At 62.5% G+C, this 19,934-nt stretch carries 20 protein-coding genes and 1 pseudogene; 7 read left to right on the forward strand and 14 right to left on the reverse strand.

Annotated elements, in window-relative coordinates:
* Positions 1-85 precede the first annotated feature (85 nt).
* Positions 86-2,410, reverse strand: coding sequence for a methyl-accepting chemotaxis protein (locus ACOZK4_RS02690; RefSeq protein ID WP_421590283.1), 2,325 nt, complete (start codon positions 2,408-2,410; stop codon positions 86-88).
* A gap of 382 nt (positions 2,411-2,792) precedes the next feature.
* Here ACOZK4_RS02690 and ACOZK4_RS02695 point away from each other — a divergent pair, with 382 nt between their 5' ends.
* On the forward strand, positions 2,793-3,746 hold the full coding sequence (locus ACOZK4_RS02695; protein WP_421590285.1) for a ring-cleaving dioxygenase: 954 nt from the start codon (positions 2,793-2,795) through the stop codon (positions 3,744-3,746).
* A 71-nt stretch (positions 3,747-3,817) separates the two neighbouring features.
* Positions 3,818-4,375: an NADPH-dependent FMN reductase gene (locus ACOZK4_RS02700; RefSeq protein WP_421590287.1), complete on the forward strand. Its 558-nt coding sequence runs from the start codon at positions 3,818-3,820 to the stop codon at positions 4,373-4,375.
* A 65-nt stretch (positions 4,376-4,440) separates the two neighbouring features.
* Here the strand turns inward: ACOZK4_RS02700 and ACOZK4_RS02705 are convergent, their stop codons facing one another.
* Complete coding sequence (locus ACOZK4_RS02705; RefSeq protein ID WP_421590289.1) at positions 4,441-5,997, reverse strand: VOC family protein; 1,557 nt, start codon at positions 5,995-5,997, stop codon at positions 4,441-4,443.
* A gap of 157 nt (positions 5,998-6,154) precedes the next feature.
* Positions 6,155-6,370: a hypothetical protein gene (locus ACOZK4_RS02710; RefSeq protein ID WP_313527599.1), complete on the reverse strand. Its 216-nt coding sequence runs from the start codon at positions 6,368-6,370 to the stop codon at positions 6,155-6,157.
* A 658-nt stretch (positions 6,371-7,028) separates the two neighbouring features.
* Here ACOZK4_RS02710 and ACOZK4_RS02715 point away from each other — a divergent pair.
* Entirely contained in the window at positions 7,029-8,429 is a 1,401-nt protein-coding gene (locus tag ACOZK4_RS02715; protein WP_421590291.1) for an efflux transporter outer membrane subunit, read from the forward strand.
* Between the two features lie 2 nt (positions 8,430-8,431).
* Here the strand turns inward: ACOZK4_RS02715 and ACOZK4_RS02720 are convergent, their stop codons facing one another.
* The gene (locus tag ACOZK4_RS02720; protein WP_421590293.1) at positions 8,432-9,106 is read right to left on the reverse strand and encodes a GntR family transcriptional regulator; all 675 of its coding nucleotides are present in this window, start codon (positions 9,104-9,106) and stop codon (positions 8,432-8,434) included.
* A 129-nt stretch (positions 9,107-9,235) separates the two neighbouring features.
* Here ACOZK4_RS02720 and ACOZK4_RS02725 point away from each other — a divergent pair, with 129 nt between their 5' ends.
* Entirely contained in the window at positions 9,236-10,075 is an 840-nt protein-coding gene (locus tag ACOZK4_RS02725; protein ID WP_421590295.1) for a fumarylacetoacetate hydrolase family protein, read from the forward strand.
* Positions 10,076-10,129: 54 nt separating this feature from the next.
* On the opposite strand, the gene ACOZK4_RS02730 is transcribed toward ACOZK4_RS02725, so the two are convergent.
* From ACOZK4_RS02730 to ACOZK4_RS02770, 9 genes and pseudogenes are all read right to left on the reverse strand, one after another.
* Positions 10,130-10,291 carry a hypothetical protein gene (locus tag ACOZK4_RS02730; RefSeq protein WP_313527591.1) on the reverse strand — a complete coding sequence of 54 codons (162 nt, stop codon included), beginning with the start codon at positions 10,289-10,291 and terminating at the stop codon, positions 10,130-10,132.
* A 107-nt stretch (positions 10,292-10,398) separates the two neighbouring features.
* Complete coding sequence (locus tag ACOZK4_RS02735; protein WP_421590297.1) at positions 10,399-11,022, reverse strand: thermonuclease family protein; 624 nt, start codon at positions 11,020-11,022, stop codon at positions 10,399-10,401.
* 146 nt (positions 11,023-11,168) lie between these two features.
* Positions 11,169-12,284, reverse strand: a complete 1,116-nt coding sequence (locus ACOZK4_RS02740; protein WP_313527587.1) for an ABC transporter substrate-binding protein — start codon at positions 12,282-12,284, stop codon at positions 11,169-11,171.
* A 161-nt stretch (positions 12,285-12,445) separates the two neighbouring features.
* Positions 12,446-12,679, reverse strand: coding sequence for a tautomerase family protein (locus ACOZK4_RS02745; RefSeq protein ID WP_421590298.1), 234 nt, complete (start codon positions 12,677-12,679; stop codon positions 12,446-12,448).
* Between the two features lie 94 nt (positions 12,680-12,773).
* Positions 12,774-13,661: a dihydrodipicolinate synthase family protein gene (locus ACOZK4_RS02750; protein WP_421590300.1), complete on the reverse strand. Its 888-nt coding sequence runs from the start codon at positions 13,659-13,661 to the stop codon at positions 12,774-12,776.
* 160 nt (positions 13,662-13,821) lie between these two features.
* Positions 13,822-14,148, reverse strand: coding sequence for a hypothetical protein (locus ACOZK4_RS02755; protein ID WP_421590301.1), 327 nt, complete (start codon positions 14,146-14,148; stop codon positions 13,822-13,824).
* A gap of 442 nt (positions 14,149-14,590) precedes the next feature.
* Positions 14,591-15,064, reverse strand: a pseudogene (locus ACOZK4_RS02760) (LysR family transcriptional regulator); the annotation flags it as partial.
* Between the two features lie 280 nt (positions 15,065-15,344).
* Positions 15,345-16,727, reverse strand: coding sequence for an FAD/NAD(P)-binding protein (locus tag ACOZK4_RS02765; protein ID WP_421590302.1), 1,383 nt, complete (start codon positions 16,725-16,727; stop codon positions 15,345-15,347).
* A gap of 81 nt (positions 16,728-16,808) precedes the next feature.
* Positions 16,809-17,387 (reverse strand): M10 family metallopeptidase C-terminal domain-containing protein, encoded by a 579-nt coding sequence (locus tag ACOZK4_RS02770; RefSeq protein ID WP_421590303.1) that lies wholly within the window; start codon positions 17,385-17,387, stop codon positions 16,809-16,811.
* Here ACOZK4_RS02770 and ACOZK4_RS02775 point away from each other — a divergent pair.
* Positions 17,377-17,847: a helix-turn-helix transcriptional regulator gene (locus ACOZK4_RS02775; RefSeq protein WP_421590305.1), complete on the forward strand. Its 471-nt coding sequence runs from the start codon at positions 17,377-17,379 to the stop codon at positions 17,845-17,847. The two genes, ACOZK4_RS02770 and ACOZK4_RS02775, sit on opposite strands and share 11 nt — an antisense overlap.
* A gap of 14 nt (positions 17,848-17,861) precedes the next feature.
* Here the strand turns inward: ACOZK4_RS02775 and ACOZK4_RS02780 are convergent, their stop codons facing one another.
* Complete coding sequence (locus ACOZK4_RS02780; protein WP_421590376.1) at positions 17,862-18,848, reverse strand: alpha/beta fold hydrolase; 987 nt, start codon at positions 18,846-18,848, stop codon at positions 17,862-17,864.
* Positions 18,849-18,908: 60 nt separating this feature from the next.
* On the opposite strand from ACOZK4_RS02780, the gene ACOZK4_RS02785 reads away from it, so the two are divergent.
* Both ACOZK4_RS02785 and ACOZK4_RS02790 read left to right on the forward strand, forming a co-directional pair.
* A complete protein-coding gene (locus ACOZK4_RS02785; protein ID WP_421590307.1) occupies positions 18,909-19,505 on the forward strand; it encodes a TetR/AcrR family transcriptional regulator in 597 nt (198 codons plus the stop codon).
* Between the two features lie 57 nt (positions 19,506-19,562).
* Positions 19,563-19,934: GFA family protein (locus ACOZK4_RS02790; RefSeq protein ID WP_421590309.1), on the forward strand; the 372-nt coding region annotated here is incomplete at its 3' end.

The following is a 19,934-nucleotide window of genomic DNA, read 5'->3' on the forward strand; positions in this document are numbered from 1 at the left end:
AGCCCAAAATTTGCGCGGCTTTCCCGCAAAAGAAAAAGGCGGCCCGTCACCGGACCGCCCTTCCCCCTCAGCCCCAGGGGAAATCTCAGAATTCTTCCCAGTCCTGTGCCGCGGCAGCGCTGGCCGTTGCGGCCTGCCCGCCGCCGAAGGCGCGGGTGAGCTTGCTGCCGAGCGCACGGGCACCGGATGGTGCCGGACGATGCTCGACAGCCGAAGCCGCAACCGGACGCGACGCGGTGGCACCCGTTCCGAGGCGGAACTGCGCCAGCAACGTGTTGAGCGCCGAGGCCTCCGTGGCGAGCGCATGGCTTGCCGCGGTCTGTTCCTCGACCATCGCCGCATTCTTCTGCGTGCCCTGGTCGATCGAGTTCACCGCGGCGCTGATCTCATGCAGGCCCGTCGACTGTTCACGGGCAGAGCGCACGATGGCAGCAACGTTCTGGTCGATTTCCTGTACCTGATCGACGATTTCCGACAGCGCCGAGCCGGTCTCGCCGACCAGCGTCACGCCGAGATTGACCTGCTCGCCGGATTTGGTGATGAGTGCCTTGATCTCCTTGGCGGCATTGGCCGAACGCTGGGCAAGCTCGCGCACTTCCTGTGCGACCACCGCAAAGCCCTTGCCGGCTTCACCGGCACGCGCGGCTTCGACACCGGCATTGAGTGCCAGCAGGTTAGTCTGGAAGGCGATCTCGTCGATCACGCCGATAATGTTGGAGATTTCGCGCGAGGAGGTCTCGATGCCGCTCATCGCCGTGACGGCACGGCGCACGACCTCGCCCGATTTCTCGGCGCCCATGCGGGTGCGCTCGACCAGCTGGCCGGCATCTTCCGCCCGCTTGGTAGCGTCCTTGAGCGAGGTGGTGATCTCCTCCAAAGCCGCCGCCGTCTCCTCGACGGAAGCCGCCTGCTGCTCGGTACGCTTGGCAAGATCGTCGGAGGCCGAGCGGATTTCCGCCGAGCCTGCCTGAATGGCATTGGCATTGCCGCCGACCGAACGAAGCGCTGCCTGGAGCTTCTCAACGGAGGCGTTGAAATCGTGGCGCACCTCGTCGAGCGAGCCGGCAAAGGCAGTGTCGATGCGGTGGGTCATGTCGCCGTCTGCCAACCGCTGAAGACCATCGGCCAGCGCCTCGACGGCATGGCGCGTCTGGCGCTCCTGTTCGGCCGCCTGTTCGGCCCGCTGGCGGCGCTCATCTTCCGAGAGCGCGCGGTTCTGCTCGGCCTCGCCCTCGAGGCGGATCTTGGCCAGCGTCGCATCACGCAGCACGGCCAGCGAACGGGCCATTTCGCCGATTTCGTCCTGACGCTCGGATTCCGACAGATCGACATCCGTACGGCCGCGGGCAATCTCGCTCGTAGCGGAGATGACTGTGGCGAGGCGCTTGCGGAAGCGCGTGGCGAGCAGCCAGCCGACGACGATCATCAGGCCGGTAGCGATGGCTATAACGATGATCGAGGTGATGGCCAGCGTCGAAAGGCTAGCGAACAGAACGGATTTCGGCACCGAGACGACGGCGAACCAGATCGATCCAGGGTTCACATTAACCGGAACGGCAACCGCCATGGAGGCGATTCCGCTCGCGTCCGTCAGCTCGAAAGCTTTGCCCGGATTGTCGATCAGCTGCTGCCAGGCCGTCGCATCAAGGCCGGAATCCTTCAGCGGCTTGCCGAGCGCTGCCTTGTCCGGATGGCTGATGACACTGCCGCCGGCGCTCAACAACGCGACATAGCCTTCCCCGAGCGGCTTCAGCTTGGCGATGTCGACCGCGAGCGCATCGAGCGCAATGTCGGTGCCGGCCATGCCCTTGAAGGTGCCGTCGAACATCAGCGGCACCACGAAGGACGTCATCATCGTGTCCTTGCCGCCGACATTGTACTGATAGGGTTCGGAGAGGTAATCCTTGCCGGTATTCTTCGGCACCTGGTAATAGTCGCCCGGACCGGGCTTATCGTAATCGACCAGCGCTTCGATCGTCGTGCCGCCGTTCGCCCGGATCGTGTAGGGGATATAGCGGCCGCTCGCGTCGTGACCGGGCTTGCCGATGTAGTCGGCATCCTTGCCGTCGAAGGCATTCGGTTCCCATGCCGTATAAACGCCCACGGCGATCGGGTTTTCCGTGAGCAGCCGGTCCATCATCGCGTTGAACTTTTCGCGGCTGGGCGCCTCATCCTGTTTCATCGCAAAGAGCACGGAGCGCATGTTCCAGCTCAACGCCTTCACTCCGGCGAAGGTGGTCTCCACCTTGCCGGCGCTTGCCTGTGCCGAATTGACCATCTCGGAAACCGAACGCTCCTGCACCGCATTGTAGGAGAGCCAGAGCAAAACGCCCGCCGTCGCCACGGTCGTGGCAACACCGGCCGCCACAATGGCGAACATGTTTCGGGCAGTCGCAGTCTTGGGCAGCATGAAACGTCTCCTGAAGGGCGCGGGGAGCGCGCCGGCAATTAATAAGAAAATTGCGGAACATGCCGTCGGCACGGCGAGACAGGGACGAAATCATTTCGCAGGCGGGCAGCGTAAGCGCAAGCTGGTTTATGAAACGATAAAATTCGGATGATCGCATATTGGAACAGAATGGGTGGATAAAACGCTGTTGCCGGAAGGCCTGAACGGCACGAGGCGCAGACGATCTTCGGCAGGTCACGCTCGCCGTTCAGGAAAAGTGAACAATCCGTTCGCCACCCCCGGTCTTCCGGCAGCGCGGTCCAGGGGCGATATTCGCTTCAACAGACGGCCCCGACGGCGGGACCGCACGAACATCCCGGACGCTTCCGGAGAGGAGTTTGCCATGACCCTTCAGCTTACCGGCATCCATCATCTGACCGCGATCACCGCGAATGCGGCGGAGAACCTGCGCTTCTATACGCAGACACTCGGCCTGCGCCTCGTCAAGAAGACCGTCAACCAGGACGATACCAGCGCCTACCATCTCTTCTATGCCGACGGGCTCGCCTCGCCCGGCTCGGACCTCACCTTCTTCGACTGGCCGGTCGGCCATGAGCGGCGCGGCACGCACAGCGTTTCGCGTACCGGCCTGCGCGTCGCCACCGTTGCCACGCTCGAATGGTGGAAGGCCCGCTTTGCCGAAGAGAAAGTCAAAGCCGGCGACATCAGAGAGATCGGCGGCCGCGCCACGCTCGATTTCGAGGATGGCGAAGGCCAGCGCTTCCGCCTGACGGTCGATAATGCCGGCGCGCCCTCCAATCCCTGGGACAGGAGCCCGGTTCCGGCCGAACACCAGATCAAGGGCCTCGGCCCGATCACGCTCAGCGTGCCCGACATCCGCAACACGGAGACAGTGCTCGTCCATGTGATGAACATGACGCAGACCTCGACCTATCCGAACCCGGATGGCGAAAGCGAGGTTCATGTCTTCTCGATGGGCGAAGGCGGTCCGGCCGCCGAGCTGCATGTCGCCGTCGAGCCGAACCTGCCGGCCGCCCATCAGGGCGCCGGCGCCGTGCACCACGTCGCCTTCCGTGCACCGGATGTCGAGGCGCTGCAGGCCTGGACGGAGCGTCTGCGCGGCTTCCGCCTGCCCTCCAGCGGCGAGGTCGAGCGCTTCTACTTCCGCTCGCTCTATTTCCGCGAGCCGAACGGCATCCTGTTCGAGATCGCCACCGATGGTCCCGGCTTTGCGGTGGACGAGCCGATGCAGACGCTCGGCGAAAGCCTGTCGCTGCCGCCCTTCCTCGAGCCGCGCCGGGCGCAGATCGAGGCCAGGCTGAAGCCGCTCGCTTAAACTCTCACCGAAAACCCCGGCGTGACAAACCGTCCGCCGGGGTTTTTGATGTCTGAAAACGGAGAAACGACATGACGAAACTGGTCCTTATCTCGGGCAGCCTGCGCAAGGGCTCCTTCAACACCGCTCTTCTGCGCGCCGCGCTGACGATGGCGCCCGAAGGCGTCGAGCTCGTCGAAGGCTCGATTCACGGCATTCCGCTCTATGACGGCGACGTGGAAGCCGTCGAGGGCATTCCGGATGCCGTGACGCGCCTGAAGGATCTCGTCGCCGATGCCGACGGCGTCATTCTCTTCACGCCGGAATACAACAACGGCATTCCCGGTGTTTTCAAGAACGCCATCGACTGGATGAGCCGCCCCTCCTCCGACATACCTCGCGTCTTCGGCAACAAGCCCTTCGCCATCACCGGCGCTTCGCCGGGCAATTTCGGCACGCTGCTTTCGCAGGAAGCCTGGCTGCCGATCATGCGCACGCTCGGCACGGTGCCGTGGTTCGGCGCCAAGCTGATGGTTTCGCGCGCCGGGTCTGTCATCGCCGATGGCAAGATCGTTGATGAGGCCACAGAGAAGAAGCTGCGCGATTTCGTTTCCGGCTTCGCCGCCTTCGTCGCGCACTACACACGATAATTCGATGATACAAAAGGAGGGCGCACCTTGCGGTGTGCCCTCCTTTTCTTTTGCCATCACCGGCCTCAGCCTATGATGCGCTCCTTGTAGGCCTTGGCCAGTTCGAGATCGGCCGTGCCGATATCGTGACCGGCAGCCAGCAGCTTGCTTTCGACCGTTGCGCCCGATGTCTTTAGCAGCGCCTCCAACTCACCGGCAAAGCGCCCATAGGGGTCCGACTGGCCCGAGACCATCAGCACGTTGACGCCCGAGAGATCGGCCGCCGGTGCCTGTTCCAAGACATTCATGCCGCGCAGCAGCACCGCATTGCGGATGATGCCGGGATGCAGCAGCATGACGGCACCGATCATGTTCGCGCCGTTGGAATAGCCGACGAACAGCGTTTTTGCCGGATCGAGCCCGTAGGCGGCATTTGCCCCTTCCATGAAGGCCGCAAAGGCTTCCGCCTCACTGACAATGTCCTTCTGGTCGAAGGTCGTTGCTGTGATTCGGCGGAAGAAGCGCGGGTAACCCTCATCCGCGCTGCGGCCGCGGGGGCTGAGCAGCACCGCGTCCGGGGCCAACCGCGTGCCAAAAGGCAGAAGGCTCGTCTCGTTGCCGCCCGTGCCGTGCAGCAGCACGATCGCGGTGCCGTCGGGGGTTTCCGGGCGATGCACCCGGTGGATAAAAGGCAGGTCTCGTTCGGTCATTCTTTCTTCTCCTGGCAAGGAAAATTGCGGAAGGCGCGCCCGGACATCCGCCGGATCGGCACCGAAATGTTTCGGGACGAAGAGCGTGGTGCCCAGCGTCTCCGGGGTTTCGTCGATCCTCATGCCGGGACCGTCGGTCGCATATTCGACAAGCGAGCCGCCGGGTTCGCGCACATAGAGCGAGTAGAAGTAGGTGCGGTCGTGCATGTTGACGTCACCCGCATCCTCCGCCGCCAGCCGGCCGGCAACGGCCTCGACGGCCGCCCTGTCCGGTGCACGCAGCGCGATATGGTCGATCGTCCCCGTACCGGGGGCCGAGGTCCAGAAACCACTGGCATCGCGGATGTCGAGGATATCGCCGGCATCACCGGCAAGCCGTTTGATACCGTTTGCCTCGGCAACCGCGCGGAAGCCGAAATGACTTCCGATGAAGGCTGCTGTCTCCGCCGGTTTTTCCGAAAAGATCGTCGCACCGCGGATGCGTTGAATGGCATCCTCGGCCGTGATCTCCTTCGTGACATGCGGCGCCGGACCTTCCACGCCGGCCTCGCCGACCAGCTTGACGATGATGCCATCCGGGTCCTTCAGCCGAAGCACGGGTTCGCCGAACTCCTGCGTGGGACCGGTCATGACGACATTCTTCGTCAAGGCACGCGTCAGCCAGAAGCCGATCGCCTCCGGCCGGATCGCGAAAGCGATCTCGGCGGGCTGGCCGAGACCGACCCGGCCGGGAGAACCATCCTCCCAGGCCAGAAAGGTGACCAGCGAACCGGGGCTGGCGGCCGCGTCGCCATAGAAGAGGTGGAGCTGATCGGCGTCTTCGAAGCCGGCCGTGCGCTTGACGAGTTTCAGGCCCAGGAAGCCTGCGTAGAAATCGACGTTCGCCTGGATTTTCCGGGTAATACCGGTGATGTGATGGATGCCGCTCTGCATGGGGCACCTCCTTTCGAGAGGTACCCAATCAAAATTCCGCACCCCGCGCCAGCCGGCGTCCGGTGAATGGATTGTTCACAAAAAGAAACGGGCCCTGCGCAAAGCAAGGCCCGTTGTCTTCAAGCATGAAACGATGCCGTTTCGTGAAAATTCAGATTCAGGCCGCGACACTGGCCGGGTTCATCGCCCGCTGGGCAGCGGACGGGTCGTTGAGGAGCCGGCGAATCGCCGCGCGCACCTCGTCTGCCGATGAGAAACGCTGGGAATCCAGATCCCATACAGAATATTTGACGGCCACAAACTTTAGCCGATCCTCATCTGGAACGACGACGCCCAAGGCTTCTCCGCCGATTTCGATAACCTGCTTTTGCATAACAACTCCTGCCGCACCCAAAGGCACAGCCAATTTTCATTTGCTCTAAAATCGAAGAGGGAATTTCAGATTACATTCGACGGAGCGTCGACGTTTTCCCGGTAATCGCTTCACGACAGGAGCACGCCACACACGCGGAGGCGATGCTGTTGATATGATACATGTCACACTCCCTCTTGTTGGCGCTGACGCTGAAAAAGGATGCGTCAGGATGGACCGAAACAAAAACGCATGCGGCCCTCATGCGATGCTGCAACACATAATAGGGTCTCCTCTCGATGTCAATGGAATCCGCAGGATTTTGGAATAAATTGCTGCCGGATTTGTGTGACAATTCGAATCGCAAAATAATCTTCGCGCTTGCAGCATTTTTCAGGAAAATATGTCGCGAAGACGGACATTCCCGGGAAATACCGTGACGCAACCTGGCGGGGCGTCGCAAATCAGCCGCTTTCGCAAGGCGAGCAAATTCAAAGCGACCGAGCAAATGCCCCAGTTGCCGTGCGGCCACACCCACAGAAGGAAGCGGGGAAAAAACGCTGTGGGACCATTCTTTTTTTGCGAAGGACTCGATCTGGGGTCCAAACATGAATAAAGAGTGAATCGCACATATGTTCCGTTAAGTTTAGTAGGCCGCGACGGCCGGCAGGATAGACCCATGAATTTCACCAGGACGCTTTTTCCTCTGAGCATGCTTCTTCTGTCGGGCTGCGTCGTCGGCCCTGACTATCAGAAGCCCGAAACCGCGCTGCCCGCGAAGTTCTCGGAGAGCAAATCTGCAAGCGCCGACAATGTGACGCTCAATCCGTGGTGGGAATCCTTCCGCGACAAGCGCCTCAACGATCTCGTCCATCAGGGCATGGGCGAAAACCTGACCGTATTGCAGGCGCTCGAGCGCATCGAAGCCGCGGAGGCAAACGTCATCGTTGCCGGCGCAGGTTCGCTGCCGAGCCTGGGTGCATCCGCTCAAGGCACAGCAGAAGGCAAGGACAGCGGGAGCAGCCACTCTCAAACGAGATCAATCAGTGCCGGCCTCAGCGCGTCGTGGGTGCTTGATTTCTTCGGCCAGTACCGCCGCCAGAAAGAAGCAGCCAACGCGTCGCTCGATGCCGCCTATGACGACGTCAACGTCGCGCGTCTCGCCTATTTCTCCGACCTCGTGTCGAGCTACATCAACGCGCGCTACTATCAGGAAGCGCTTGCGCTCTCGCGCAAGAACCTCCAGTCGCGCCGTGAAAGCCTGAAGCTGACCAACGAGATCAAAGAAGCAGGCGCCGCCTCCAGCCTTGACGTGCTGCAGACCGAAGGCCTCGTCAACCAGACGCTCGCAGATTTGCCAGCGCTGGAAACCGGCTTCCATCAGGCGGCAAACCATATTGCTACCCTGCTTGGCGTCCCCGCTTCAACGATCACCTCCAGCCTGATTAAGGGCTCTTCGCAGCCGATGCCGCGTTACGCGACGCGCACTGGCATACCGGCCGATCTCATCCGCAATCGTCCGGATATCCGCGCGGCCGAACGCCGCCTGCAGGCGGCGACGGCATCGATCGGCGTTGCGGAAGCCGATCTCTATCCGAGCATCGAGCTCGGCGGTTCGATCGGCGCGACGCGCAACTTCAGGCCCACCGCCAATATCACGAGCTGGTCCTTCGGCCCGACGCTCTCGCTGCCGATCTTCAACGGCGGCGCGCTCAAGGCGCAGGTCAAGATTGCCCGCTCGGAAGCCGAGCAGCAGTACCTGACCTGGAAGTCGACGGTGCTGAATGCCGTCGAGGAAGTGGAAAACGCCCAGACCGCGCTCATCCGCGACGGCCAGACAGTCGCCGCCCTGCGCAAGGTCGTGAATTCCTACGAGCAGACGCTGAACCTCGCCCGCGAAAGCTATCGCGGCGGCGCCAGCACCATTCTCGACGTTCTCGATGCCGAGCGCAACGTTGCAACCGCCCGCCTGTCGCTCGCTTCGGCGATCCGCCAGCTCGCCCGCGACTATGTCTCGCTGAACGTCGCCATCGGCGGCGGCTCGGCCATCGGCACCCCGGCCGTCGTGGCCACCAAGTAGAGTTAGGCAGAAAAGAACCCTTCGAGCGCTGCGGCTGTCTGGCCGTAGTGCTCGCGAAGGGCTCGTGCCGCCCCTTCCGCATCGCGCGCCAGCGCAAGCTCCATCAGCCGGCGATGTTCGCCGGCGACATCCCGCGCTCCGCCGTCCAAACTGACGGACAGGCGCCGGTAGCGGTCCGCCCGCGAAAACAGCTTCTCACAGAATTCCAAAAGGATCGGCGAGCCGCAGGCCGAGACCAGCGCTGCATGGAAGGCCGCATGCCGCGCCTCCCAGTCCTCGCGCATGGCCGAGGGAAGATCCTCCCGCACCTGTGGGATGCGCACCATCAGGTGGTGTGCGGCAACGACCCTTGCCTCCCAGTCCGCATCGCCGTTCAGCACCGACAGCCGCAGCGCCTCGCCTTCGCAAAGCTGGCGCGTCGCCGTGACATCGCGCAGTTCCGCCAGCGACAGCGGTGCGACGGTGTAGCCACGGTGATCGTCGAGCACCGTGAACCCTTCCGCCGTCAATCGGGCCAAAGCCTCGCGCACCGGGGTCACGCTCATGTTGCAGAGCGCCTGAAGATCGGCAAAGCGCAGCCGATCACCCGGCTTGAAGGTCCCCGCACCGATCGCCTGACGGATAGCCTCATAGGCATCGCCCGCCAGCGTGCGGCCGCTCGTGCGCTTCTGCTCCATGTCACCTCATTTTATAAAGTCGTGCACATTTTCGAAAATCGTTGACTCCATGTAAAACCGGATAGATGGTGCCTGCAACCGAAATCGGTCGCCCCGGCCGCGCAGGCCGGCATTTGAATGGAGGACAGCATGAAACTGGTGCGCTTTGGCGCGGCGGGCGCGGAGAAGCCCGGATTGATCGACGCGGATGGCAGGATCCGCGACCTCTCGGGCGTCGTCGCGGATATTTCCGGCGATGTGCTGAGCCGCGCCGGCCGCGAGCGCCTGCGCGCCCTTGATCCGGCAAGCCTGCCGCTCGCACCGGAAAGCAGCCGCTACGGCGCCTGCATCGGCCGCGTCGGCAACTTCATCGCCGTCGGCCTCAACTATGCCGACCACGCCGCCGAAAGCGGCATGGCCGTGCCGGCCGAGCCCGTGCTGTTCAACAAGGCTCCCTCCTGCATCGGCGGTCCCGACGATACGATCCTCATCCCGCGCGGCTCGGAAAAGACCGACTGGGAAGTCGAGCTTGCCGTGGTCATCGGCGAGCGCGCGTCCTATGTCTCCGAGGCCGATGCCTTGAACTATGTCGCGGGTTACTGCGTCTGCAACGACATTTCCGAGCGTGCCTACCAGATCGAGCGCGGCGGCCAGTGGACCAAGGGCAAGGGCTGCCCCACCTTCGGCCCGATCGGCCCCTGGCTGGTGACGGAAGACGAAGTGGACACCGCAGATCTTGCCATGACGCTGAGCGTCAACGGCGAATTGGTGCAGAACGGTTCGTCGAGCACCATGGTCTTCAAGGTGCCCTTCCTCGTTCACTACATCTCGCAGTTCATGGTGCTGGAGCCCGGCGATGTCATCACGACGGGCACGCCGCCCGGCGTCGGCATGGGCATGAAGCCGCCGCGTTACCTGAAGCCCGGCGACCGCATGGAAGTCTCCATTGCGGGTCTCGGCACGCAGCGTCAGGTCGTGGCCGCCGGCTGAACGATATCCTCAAAAAGCGAGAGGGGCCTCAAGGGCCCCTCTTCGTTTCGGCGATCAGTGGAAGGTCGCGGGCGACGCCTGGTCATCGAGAATGCGGAAGGCTTCATCCAGTGCAGCCACCAGAATGTCCGTCAGTTCGTCCGCATCGTTTTCGAGGAGGAAAAGCGCGACCGTCGCATTGTCAGGATCGCTGTAGCGCTCGAGGTCGTTCGACATATCATTGTCCTTTTTCAGCCGGCACCATCCCGGTTGATGCAAACCATAGCGACGCAGGCTTGCGCATGGCTTGTGCCGGAAAGAGACAGCGTTCGCAACAACGAATGTCAGCCGCACCAGGATTGATGGCGCCCCGTCCAGGACCGGGCAAAGCCCTCCTGAACAAGCCGCTGGCCGATCGACTGGCCGCCGCGCATCACGAGATGCCGCCCCTCACCCCTGGCCGCGACCAGCGAAACATCGCCCTCGCTCAGGATTTCCCGCAGGCGCAGCTTCGCATCCCCGCCGCGCGAGCGTTCCGCATCGCATTTCGCCTCCGCAATGGAAGGTGCATCGATATCGGCTAGCCGCACCTTCTGGCCGGCATAAAGGATCGTGCCGCCGTCGAGCACGCAATAGTCGGTCTGCGTCGTGCAGATGAACCATTTCCCGGAGAAGGCCGGCAGCTTTTCGGCGGCCGGCAACGCCTGCTCGTCAAGCGGAGACGGCCGCTGCTTCGGCTTGACCTGCACCGTCTCGTGCGCGGCCTTCTTTTCCTTACGCTCGATGGAGGCCGTGCGGATGCCTGTCGCCGAAGGCTCCGGTCCCGGCCCGCGATAATCCATATAGACGATCCCGCCGATCACGGCCGCGCCCAGCACATACCAATGCGCCATGCCGCCATGCCGCGCCGCCGGCGACGCCCGCTTCGCACCCGTCGTCTTTTTCCGTCTCGTCGTCTTCTTCGCCATGCCCGATCTCCTGGGCAGGACAGTGCGACGATCTCTTGAAGATATGGTTACCGAAACACCTTTGCCGCACCATCGGATCGAAGCGCCGACATGAAAAGGCCCGGCGCTGGGCCGGGCCTTTCAATCCTGGATCCGCTTGCGCGGCCTTACTGCGCGATCGGCGCGTAGTTGCCGTTGCTCCACTGGTTGATGTCGTAGCTGGCATCCTTCAGGTCGCCCTTCTCGTCGAAGGTGACGGTGCCGACGACGGTGTCGATCGGCTTTCCGTCCTTCAGTGCCTTGGCGACTTCGGTCGGGTCATCCGAGCCGGCACGCTCGATGCCCTGGGCGAAGGCCTGGATCACGGCGTAGGAGAAGAGCGTGAAGCCCTCCGGCTTGAAGCCGCCCGCCTGGATCTTCGCGACGGCTTCTTTCGCCTCTGGCTTTGCCTGCGGATCGGACGGGAAGACGAACATCGTGCCTTCGCCGGCCGGACCGGCCACCTGCCAGAATTCCGGCGAGGCGATGGAATCGGGCATGATCAGCTGGAACTTGTAGGCCTGTTCGGCCGCTTGGCGCAGGATGAGGCCGGCTTCCGGGTGATAGCCGCCAAAATAGACGACATCGACCTTGGCGTCCTTCAGCTTGGTGACGAGCGCATTATAGTCCTTCTCGCCGGCATTGATGCCTTCGGCCAGCACTTCCTTGAGACCGTTGGCGTTCATCGTGGCGCGCACGGCATCCGCAACGCCCTGGCCATAGGCCGTCTTGTCATGCAGCACGGCAACATTCTTGCCGGCATATTGCTTGGCGATCCACGGACCGATGAAGGCGCCCTGCGCATCGTCGCGCGTGTAAAGGCGCATGATGTTCGTCCAGCCCTTGGCAGCGGCATCGTCCGTCATGACCGGGTTCGACGACGCCGGGCTCATCATCAGCGTGCCGTTTTCAGCATAGACAGCCGAGGCCGGGATGCTCGAACCCGAGCAGGCATGGCCATCGACGAACTTGATGCCGGCCGCAGCAATGCGGTTGGCGACCGAAACGGCCTGCTTGGGATCGCACTGGTCGTCTTCGAACTGCAGCTTGATCTGTTTGCCCATCACGCCGCCCTTGGCGTTAATGGCGTCGGCTGCGGCCTGCGCACCCTGCTTGAACTGGTCGCCGATCGTCGCGAGCGGACCGGTGAGCGGGCCGGCGACGGCGAAGGTGATGTCTTCAGCCCGCGCGGCAGTGCCCATGAGCAGGCCAAGCGCCGTGCCGAGGATCAGAATTTTTCTCATGTTTCAACTCCCTTTTTGCCCGCTTTCTTGCAGGCTTCTCCCAAAATGAAATTCCGACCCTTCGTTAAAAGAGTGGACGCTATTCGAACCACTCCCGCAGGCCGGGAGCAAGCCCCCACGCGACGGGAATCCGCAATTGCCAAGCGCATTGGGGCGGCGGGTCATTCTTCCGGACCGTAACCCGGCATTCTGTAGATCGTGCCGGAGCGCTCCCGGATGTCAGGTCCATAGACCTTCACCATCCATTCCTCGTCCTTGAAATCCTCGATCCCGACCGAGACGAGATCCTCGCCGCAGCCGAGCGTCGTCGTCACCGCTCTGGTGAGGGCTTCGGCAAGCGCCTGCTTCTGCTCTTCGCTCTGCCCCTCGAGCATTTTCAATATGACGTGCGGCATCATCCTCTCCTCTGCATTTTCGCATTTCAGGAGAGGAGCTTAGACCGGGCGGGAAGAACATCTCAAGCCGGGATGCGCAATCCGGCGACGGACATTATTGCAGGCTTTCCAGCGCGGCCTTCACCCGGAGACGATCTGCGGCGCCGAGCGGCAGGACCGGTCGCGGCGGGAGGACCCGGCAGAGGTCGAGCAACTCCGCGATGGCATACATCACACGGAAGCTGCCGAACTGCTTGAACAGCGCCCAGAGCGGTTCAAAACGCGCATCGATCCGTTCGGCTTCCGCCAGGTCGCCGGCCATGGCGGCGCGGGTCAGGGCGAGCGCTTCAGCAGGCAGGAGCCCGCCGGCCACACTGTACCAGGCGTCACCACCCGACAGCAGCGATTGGCCTGCACCCCAGTCACCGCTATAGCCGATGGAAAAACCTTCGGGTGTCAAAGCGCTGAGCCGGGCAAGCTCACGGCGAAAATCGCCGTCGGTGGGCAGCGGCATCTTGATGGCATCGATGCCGGGAAGCGCGGCGAGCCGCGCGATGAGACCGTCGCTGAAGACGAAGCGCGTCGTGCCCGGATTGTTGTAGATGCAGAGCGGCAGGTCGCCCGCCGCCGCAACACTTGCCATATGCTGAAAGACTTCCTCTTCGGTCAGCGGCGTATAGGACATCGGCGCGAGCAGCAGGCCGTCCGCACCCGCCGCCTTCGCATCGCGGGCAAGCGCTTCGGCCTCGTCGGTGCGCAAGGCGCCGACACCGACGATAACGGGAATCCTGCCGCCGACACTTTCCATCGCCGCATCCACCGCACGCCGCCGCTCGTCGCGCGAGAGAAAGGCATAGCCGCCCGTGCTGCCGAGCAGGCCGATGGAATCGGCACCGGCGCGCGCGATGCGGTCGAGCAGACGGCCAAGCGTCGCGGTATCGACATGACCCGCCGCATCCGTCGGGGTGATGGAAAAGGCCGAGAGGCCACTGAAAAGCGTCATCCTGTTCTCCTCTCGCCCATCATAGACCGCCCGATAGCTTGAAGGCGATCAACCACATTGTCACCGCGACAAATCCTTCCAGCCGAAAATCGTGTGCTGTTGCATCCACATAGAAAGGCCCCGCTTAGCGGGGCCTTTTACATCATTTCATGACGCTGGCTCAGTTGTTGCCAGCCCATTCGCACACGCGGGTATCGCCTTCGCTACGGGCCGTGGCGCCGTTCGTCGAGCAATCCGACTTCATCTTGGCGCGCTGCTCGTCGCTCAAACCCGCCCAGTTCTTCGACCATTCCGCTTCGGGGCGCAACGTGCGGGCCTTCATGTCGCTGTAGAAGACGTTGCCCGTCGCTTCGTCCATCTGCATCATCTGCGCCTGATCGCCGGCATTGGTCGTATCCGACGCGGTCTCGCCGCTGCTGGTCTGGGCAAAGGCAGAGAAACCGATAAGCGTGGCGGCAGCAGCAAGCGTGGTGAATTTCGTAAACATGGAAATCTCCTCTTTGGCGCGGTCAAGTCCGCATGCTCTAAGAACACCCCATGTGAGGCAATGTTCCGGTCATGATGAAAGCAAGTTACGCGGCAGGAATGCAGAAATCGCGCAAATCAAGGGTGGAACAATCAGGCGATCTATTGGTTATTTGTCAGCTCTACGCCGGTTATATCTTGCGTCACCAGGCATGGCGCGATTCTTTCACAGTGAGATTGATCTATGCGAACAAACCTCATCGGCATGTGCTTGCTCGCGACCTTCATCGTCATCTTCGGCTCAATCCTGAGCATGGCCCTCTTTACCTCACAGGAAGGACCTTCGGCCGTGAGTGTAGAGGCCGTCGCCAAAACGCCGACCGATTAGGCGCAGCGTGATTTCGGCAGTAAGATCATGCTGATCGGCTCTCAAAGGCGCCCGGCGTTTTTGTTATTTTTCAAAAAAGGGTCGGCTTGCGCGACAGGCAGCCGACGTCACAGACCGCGAGATCAATGACGCCATCGTTGAAAAGCGTGGCAAGCTGCCGGTTCGGCTCGATGATGATATCGATTTCGATATCGGGATTCTGATCCCGGAAATTGCGCAGGATTTCAATGAGGTAACCGGCTGCGAAATCCTCGACGACGCCAAGGCGGACACGGTCCCGGATCGTCTTGCCACTCAGCCTTTTGCCGACCTCGTCGGCAAGCGTGACGATCTCGCGGGCATAGGGGAGCATGATCTGGCCCTGTGCCGTCAGCGAAAGTCCTTTTGAAGAGCGCACGAACAGCCTGACGCCGACGAGATCTTCCAGCTTGCGAAGCTTCATGCTGACGGCGACCTGTGTCCGGTTGAGCGTCACGGCCGCCCCGCTGACGGTTCCGATTTCGGCGACCGCCAGGAACGCCCTGAGCAGATAGGAGTCGAGATCAAGCATGCAAACTCGGCTCCATGACGGGACGCAGGATGGCAGCGCATTCGCACGCGTCATCCCTGCCCTTCACCATAACAAACATGAGGCCATCAATGGAGAGGTAAAACGCTGATTCCGCTACTCGAGATGCGCACTGCCCTTTCCGATGATCTGCGTGGCAAACATGACATCCGCCTCCCCGCCGGTGCCTCTTCGGTGAGAGGGGAAGTGTCTGTTTCCTGTTCGCGCGGCCTCGACAAGGGTGCATTTTTTGCCTTTCACCGCACCGCCGACAGAAATGTCTTCAGTGTGTGCGGCGATCTCCCGCCGTGCTGCCAGTTTGGGCAAGCCAGGTCTTGAGCGCCTTGGCCGCGGCATGGGCTTGGACAACGATCTCCGGGACAAGATCGATATCGGGCAGACTTCCAAGGCCAACAGGCCCCATCGCGAACAGGCCCTCGAACAAGCCCGTATCGGTAGTCGTCCGCCCGTCGCTATCGACGGTGATGCCGAGGTCGAGTTCATCGCGCCTTGCAAGCTGCGCCGACAGCAGCGAGCGGAACAAGGGGGAATCGATGTCCACGGGGCGAACGCGGCAGTCGATCGTGCGATCCGCCTGCAGGACCTGCAAACCTCCAGGGCCTGACAGCAACACGCCATTCGTAGCAATGCGCTCGACCTTGCCCTTGCGCACGGCGATGGCGCCGCTCGTTATGGCTCGACGCAAACGTTCATAGTGACCGAGCGGAAGGCGATTGCGGTGGCTGTCATAGATCGGCTTGACATGACGCTTGAACCGCCGCCGCTCGTCCGGTGTCAGGCCCTGCCAGAGTTCGCGCGCACGCAAGCGGAAATCATTCATGATGCCTTGCCAGCCAGTCCCTTCGAGCGCCGCCCTATTGGCAGCCTCGCGCAGATGCCGAAATGCGCCGCGAAGCGTGTTCGGAAATGGACGATCCGGTGAGACAGCCCCCACGGCCGATGGCGCATGCGGCTGCGGCAAAAAGCCGGATGCGGATATCAGCGTCACATGGGATGCCTCCCCGGCCGCCAGCAAACGCAGGGCACGATCGACCGCGTGAACACCGCCGCCGATGACCTGCACCTCCTTCGCAGCGGTAAGCCCCGAATTCCTCTCGGTGCCGTCCCGCAGGCCGTATCCTGTCGCCAGGAAGACCGCGTCGAAGCGCGTCGGGTCTCCATCACCGGAACGAACAGAGAGGCCACCCGTCTCACCTCGCCCGATCGCCGTCACGCTTTCGGAACGCACCTGAACCAGCACATCGGTCCGTCCGCGCAGCGCCTCGGAAAAGCGCTGATAGGCGTAGGCGCTGAAGACCTCGCCGGGAACGAAGGCATGATCGACATTTCCGGATCCCGACCGTTCAAGGCCGCGCCAATTGTCACTTTCCTCCAACCATCGGCGAAAATCATCCCGGACCAACGGATTGACCGAAAGATCCCGCACGCGGCTGTTGAGAAGCGGCGAGGCCGGACGGCCAATGCCCTCACCGCCGTCGATCTTCGGGAACGGATCGAACATCACGAGATGGAACGGATGATGGAAGGCCTTCAACAGCGCAATCGCGGTCATGAGGCCGGTAAATCCACGGCCGATGATGGCAATTCGCGTGAGGGAACCAGCGTCCCCGAATTGCGTGAGCGCGTGAGTGGGCACAAGCGTCATCTCCAGATTCCTTTCCTGCACAGCGTGAGGTGGCTTCCAAGAACTCATCCAGTCCGGCGAGTGGTGACGCGGTATCTTCTACTACAGCGCTTTTCCGGACAAGAGCGCCGGTGTCGCAATCGAGGTTACGGCTGCTGCTGCAAAATCCGCTGTGCCGTCCCCGTTGAGGTCGCCGAAGACGGTCGTGTTGCCGCCTGCCTTGGTTGCCCACAGGGCGCCGGCGGACGCATCTACCGGTTTGGCGCTGATGAAGCTGAAGGCGTTGTTACCCGCGGCGGTGAGGTCGGCATCGATTGCGGGCAGATCGATCTTGTCGAGTCCGCGCTCGAAGTCCTTGACCGTGTCCCATCCGCTGGTCGTGCTGTCGGAGGTCGACTTGAACTTGAACGTGTCGGCACCGGTGCCGCCCCAGAGGCTGTCGCCAAGCGCGCCGCCGACCAGCGTGTCGTTGCCCGCGTCGCAATGCAGGGCGTCGATGCCCGCACAGCCTTCGATCTTGTCCGCGCCGATGCCGTCATTGCCGTCGCCGCCATGCAGCAGGTCATTACCGTCTATGCTGAAGATCGTGTCGTTGCAGGCGCGGCCCTCGATATAGTTGTTGCCGTTGTTGCCGGAGAGGCTGTTGTCGTACCGGTTGCCGTAGCCGCTCTTGTCGGCCATCCGCGAGAACCGCACCCGCTACCGCTTTTCCGATTTCGCCCGGCATGGCGACCCCGCCTATGGCGCCTACTGGGAGGCACTTGGCGAGGCCGATATCGCCGATGCGCTCTGTGCCACCTCCTATGGCGGCAGGGGCGTGATCACCTCATTGCATCTCGGCTTCGGCGAGCGCCGGATCGATGCCGATACGGCGCGGGCAGTGCAGATGGCCGGCCTGATCCTGACGGAACGGCTGATGGAATTCTCCGGCGGGCTCGAGGATGATATCCCCGCCCTCAGCGACCGCGAGCGGGATTGCCTCTCCTTTCTCGCCGATGGCCGGCGCGACCAGGAGATCGCAGATCTGCTCGGCATCACCGAGACGACCGTGCGCTTCCACATCGACAAGGCCCGTCGAAAACTCGGCGCAAGGAACCGCACGCAGGCCATCGCGCGGCTCGCCAATCTCAGACTGCTTTAGCCGGGCGCGGGCGCTTAGTAGTAGGGCCGGCCGAGGATCCTTGCCGATGGTAGGGAAGAAGAATCCGGCACGAGCGACGCTTCCAGATCCGCCATCCGATTCGGCCAGGGATTGATGCCATCACGCAGCCAGAGGATCGTGTCCAACCAGAAGCCCGACGCGTGCATGTCGTGAAACAGGTTGAAATGGCCGATGGCGTCGCGCCCGCAATCGGCCGGCAACAGATGGACGAGCGTTCGTTCGGCACCGGCATAATAGCGCAGCGTGCGGCGTGCGGCGGCAAGCGTCCCTAGCTCGTCATCGGACACCGTCACCGCAAGGATCGATGCGCCGAACACCCCCATCCTTGCCGTGACGACCTCCCGATCCGCACGCGGGTGGCTGCGCTCGAAACGCGGCCCGCGAAAACTCCATTCGTTGGCCACATCAGCCGGCAGATCTTCCAGCCATCCAAGGCGCCGGCCGGGAAAATAGCCGCAGAGCGCCGTCAGGAGCGGCATGGCAAGATGCCATTTCAGGAAGAGCTTCAAGCGCTGCGACCGCGCGTAGTCGCCCCACCAGGCGAATTGCGCGCCGACCGTCAGCATCCGCGTAACGCGCACGCCGCTTTCCGCCAGTCCCGGCAAAAACCCGCCGATGCTGTGGCCGACCACCAGAAGCGGACCATCGCCGCAACCGGCCAGAAAGCGGACCGCAGCATCGAAATCGAGCTCGCCCCAGTCGCGCCAGCGATAGCCGCAGCCGCGCAGGGTCTTAGGTCGCGACAGGCCGATCCCCCGGTAATCATAGGTCAGAACGTCGAAACCGCGTTCGGCGAGAAAGCGCGCATAGCGGTGATAGAAGCGCGCCGTCACGCCCGTTGCCGGATTGATGACAACCTTTGCCGCCGCGCCCCGCAACGCGCTTTCCCAAAGGTGCCCGCGCAGTAGAAGGCCATCGCGACACGCAATCGCAACGGGCTTCGGGAAGCTTTCTCGTGGTCTGGCGACTTCATCGATCATGCCGCGACGATACGGCCACCTCCACATTGTGTATATTCACTGGTCGGTATACATTGCATCATGAGCAAAGCCGAACTTCCAACCCGCGACCGCATCGTGCTTGCCGCTGGGAAACTGTTTCACCAGGAAGGTATCCGCGCCGTCAGCATGGATGCCGTCGCCGAACGGACGGGCGTGACGAAGCGCACGCTCTACTATCACTTCCGCAGCAAGGACGACCTGATCGCCGCGCATCTCGAAGCGCGCGACCAACCGAACCTGGCCCTGTTCCAGCAATGGTTCGACGCAAGCGAGGGTACAGTTGCCGACAAGATAAGGAGGCTTTTCGCAAAGCTCGCCCAGGCCGCGCGGCATCCGAAATGGAAGGGCTGCGGCTTTCTGCGCACGTCGGTCGAGCTAATCAACCTGCCCGGCCATCCCGCCATTCTGGCCGGCAGGCTGCACAAGAAGCGGGTCGAGGACTGGTTCTGCGCGATCCTCGACCCGTCAGGCCAATCCGAGCCCGCCCGCCAAACGGCCCGGCAGCTCATCCTCCTGCTCGACGGCGCCTTTTCGGTCGTGCTGCTGCACCGTGATGCGAGCTACATGGAGAGTGCCGGCGAAGCGGCGGCAAATCTGGTGCGGTCGCTGGGCGAGACAGGACACCGTCGAAGCTGATCAGGTCGACAGATCGGGCTACAAATCCTGCAAGCGGCAGGCTGAAGGAAATTTCCAATGACTGAACTGTTCGAAGGTAGCTGCCAATGCGGGCATTGCCGCTATCACATCAGAGGCAAATCGTTGTCGCTGTTCGCCTGCCATTGCCACGAATGCCAGAAGCAATCCGGCAGCGCGTTCGGCATGGCACTGTGGATACAGCACCCGGAAATGACGCTGCGCTCCGGCCAACTCGCGTCCTGGACGCGGGAAACACCGACCGGCCAGCGCATGCACTGTGATTTTTGCCCCGAATGCGGCACGCGCCTCTTCCATCGTCAGGAAAGCCGTCCGGACATGATAAGCATCAAGCCTGGAACACTTGACGACACGACATCCCTGGTCCCGGTCGCGCATATCTGGCTCGATAGCGCGCAGCGCTGGAGCGTC

Source organism: Shinella sp. M27, from assembly GCF_049199905.1.
Classification (GTDB): Bacteria; Pseudomonadota; Alphaproteobacteria; order Rhizobiales; family Rhizobiaceae; genus Shinella.

Excerpts from the sequence above, each read along its gene's own strand:
- ACOZK4_RS02740 (WP_313527587.1), bottom strand. The coding sequence starts at position 12,284 with ATGAGAAAAATTCTGATCCTCGGCACGGCGCTTGGCCTGCTCATGGGC.
- ACOZK4_RS02705 (WP_421590289.1), bottom strand. The coding sequence starts at position 5,997 with ATGCAGAGCGGCATCCATCACATCACCGGTATTACCCGGAAAATCCAG.
- ACOZK4_RS02695 (WP_421590285.1), top strand. The coding sequence starts at position 2,793 with ATGACCCTTCAGCTTACCGGCATCCATCATCTGACCGCGATCACCGCG.
- ACOZK4_RS02710 (WP_313527599.1), bottom strand. The coding sequence starts at position 6,370 with ATGCAAAAGCAGGTTATCGAAATCGGCGGAGAAGCCTTGGGCGTCGTC.
- ACOZK4_RS02745 (WP_421590298.1), bottom strand. The coding sequence starts at position 12,679 with ATGCCGCACGTCATATTGAAAATGCTCGAGGGGCAGAGCGAAGAGCAG.
- ACOZK4_RS02755 (WP_421590301.1), bottom strand. The coding sequence starts at position 14,148 with ATGTTTACGAAATTCACCACGCTTGCTGCTGCCGCCACGCTTATCGGT.
- ACOZK4_RS02750 (WP_421590300.1), bottom strand. The coding sequence starts at position 13,661 with ATGACGCTTTTCAGTGGCCTCTCGGCCTTTTCCATCACCCCGACGGAT.
- ACOZK4_RS02770 (WP_421590303.1), bottom strand. The coding sequence starts at position 17,387 with ATGGCCGACAAGAGCGGCTACGGCAACCGGTACGACAACAGCCTCTCC.
- ACOZK4_RS02730 (WP_313527591.1), bottom strand. The coding sequence starts at position 10,291 with ATGTCGAACGACCTCGAGCGCTACAGCGATCCTGACAATGCGACGGTC.
- ACOZK4_RS02700 (WP_421590287.1), top strand. The coding sequence starts at position 3,818 with ATGACGAAACTGGTCCTTATCTCGGGCAGCCTGCGCAAGGGCTCCTTC.
- ACOZK4_RS02785 (WP_421590307.1), top strand. The coding sequence starts at position 18,909 with ATGAGCAAAGCCGAACTTCCAACCCGCGACCGCATCGTGCTTGCCGCT.
- ACOZK4_RS02780 (WP_421590376.1), bottom strand. The coding sequence starts at position 18,848 with ATGATCGATGAAGTCGCCAGACCACGAGAAAGCTTCCCGAAGCCCGTT.
- ACOZK4_RS02725 (WP_421590295.1), top strand. The coding sequence starts at position 9,236 with ATGAAACTGGTGCGCTTTGGCGCGGCGGGCGCGGAGAAGCCCGGATTG.
- ACOZK4_RS02690 (WP_421590283.1), bottom strand. The coding sequence starts at position 2,410 with ATGCTGCCCAAGACTGCGACTGCCCGAAACATGTTCGCCATTGTGGCG.
- ACOZK4_RS02715 (WP_421590291.1), top strand. The coding sequence starts at position 7,029 with ATGAATTTCACCAGGACGCTTTTTCCTCTGAGCATGCTTCTTCTGTCG.
- ACOZK4_RS02735 (WP_421590297.1), bottom strand. The coding sequence starts at position 11,022 with ATGGCGAAGAAGACGACGAGACGGAAAAAGACGACGGGTGCGAAGCGG.
- ACOZK4_RS02720 (WP_421590293.1), bottom strand. The coding sequence starts at position 9,106 with ATGGAGCAGAAGCGCACGAGCGGCCGCACGCTGGCGGGCGATGCCTAT.
- ACOZK4_RS02765 (WP_421590302.1), bottom strand. The coding sequence starts at position 16,727 with ATGACGCTTGTGCCCACTCACGCGCTCACGCAATTCGGGGACGCTGGT.